This is a genomic window from Nocardioides sp. NPDC127514 (assembly GCF_040302125.1).
GTDB lineage: Bacteria > Actinomycetota > Actinomycetes > Propionibacteriales > Nocardioidaceae > Nocardioides.
Window position 1 is genome coordinate 1 of record NZ_JBEORF010000062.1, and the last position, 1,446, is coordinate 1,446.

Consider the following 1,446-nt stretch of genomic DNA (forward strand, 5'->3'; position numbering starts at 1 on the left):
TCGGCTCCCCTCTGTTGTCAACCAGTGCTCGCGAGGGGTCCGGCCGCCGGGCTCTTCGGGGTGGAGGGTGGTGCGGCGTAGCGTCGGGTCTGCGGGTCCGGGAGTGGCTGATCCGAAGTGTCGATTCGCGGGGGCAGGTCGACCGCGCTGGATTCTTGAGACGCCCCGCAGTGCCCTCCCGGGTCCGCCCCACCAACCCGTACGGCATCTTTGACGAGTTGCTTGTATATGGCGTCGGAGATGCGTCGCTTGAGGCAACGGATGGCTTCTTGGGGCTTCTTGCCGGCCGCTCTCTTGCGCCGGTAGTAGGCGCGTCCTTCGGTGTCGAGGCGCAGCTGGGTGACCGCGGCGATGTGGATCATGTGGTTGACCCGGCGGTTCCCGGCGCGTGAGAGACGGTGCCGGTTCTGCTCACCGGAGGAGGCGTCCAGCGGCGCGGTGCCGGTCCAGGAGGCGAACCGGTTGCGGTCGGCGAACCTGGCGACGTCGCCGACGTCGGCGAGGATCCTGGCGGCCACCACGGCACCGACACCGTGGATGTCCATCAGCCGTGAATCCCGCGCCAGGACCATCGACTTCAGTTCAGCGGTGGCTTTCTTGATCTTCGCCTCGACCGCGATCAGCTCGGCGAGTTCTTCGGCGGCGATGCGGCGCCGCGTCTTCCCGGCGATGTCCCTGGGGCGGACCGTGGCCAGCATGGCCTTGGCCTGACCGGTGGTGATGTCGCGTTTGACCTGACCAGGCAGGAGTTCTGCGAGCAGCGCCTGGAGCCGGCACACGGTCTGAACCCGACGTCGCGTGAGTGCTTCGCGTCGGTCGGCCAGCATCCGCAGTGCCTCGAGCGCGCCGTCGACCTTCAGCACCCGCAGGTTCGTCGTACGCACGGCCACAATGGCGACCGCGTGCGCGTCGTGGGCATCGGTCTTGCGGTTGTGGCCGGTGTCGAAGAGCCGGACACGGGCAGCGAGCTTGGCCGGCACGTCCACGACATGCTCACCGGCTTCCAGCAGCCGCTGGGCGAGTGGACGCCCGGCACCATTAGCTCCCTCGACTGCCCAGACTCGATCCGGCCACGCCTTGGCGTAGGCGCGCATCGCGGCGTAGCCGGCCTGATCGGTAGTGAAGCGACCAGATCCGAGGAGTTGCTCCTGCTGGTCGACGACCTCGATCGTGGCGGACAACTTGTGGGGATCGACCCCGATGACGACCTGCTCCATGCGCTACTCCCTGCGCTCGTTCCAGTTGGGACGGCGAGGTGGGCATTGCTACTACGAGCTGGGCAGTCCCCTCTTGAGCCACGCCTCGTCAGCGGTGCCCGGGGGCTGCAAACCGGAATCGAGCCACACCCGCACGGGCGAGTGGGCAGCCCAATAGAGAGCGAACCCACCGGACACCTGGACCGAGTCTGGCCGGACGCCGGTCCTACGGGAATCCTCTAGTAGCCCA

1 protein-coding gene is annotated in these 1,446 nt (G+C 67.7%); it reads right to left on the minus strand.

Annotated elements, in window-relative coordinates:
- Positions 1 to 17 precede the first annotated feature (17 nt).
- Entirely contained in the window at positions 18 to 1,217 is a 1,200-nt protein-coding gene (locus ABTX24_RS29645; protein ID WP_350844767.1) for an IS110 family RNA-guided transposase, read from the minus strand.
- Positions 1,218 to 1,446 lie beyond the last annotated feature (229 nt).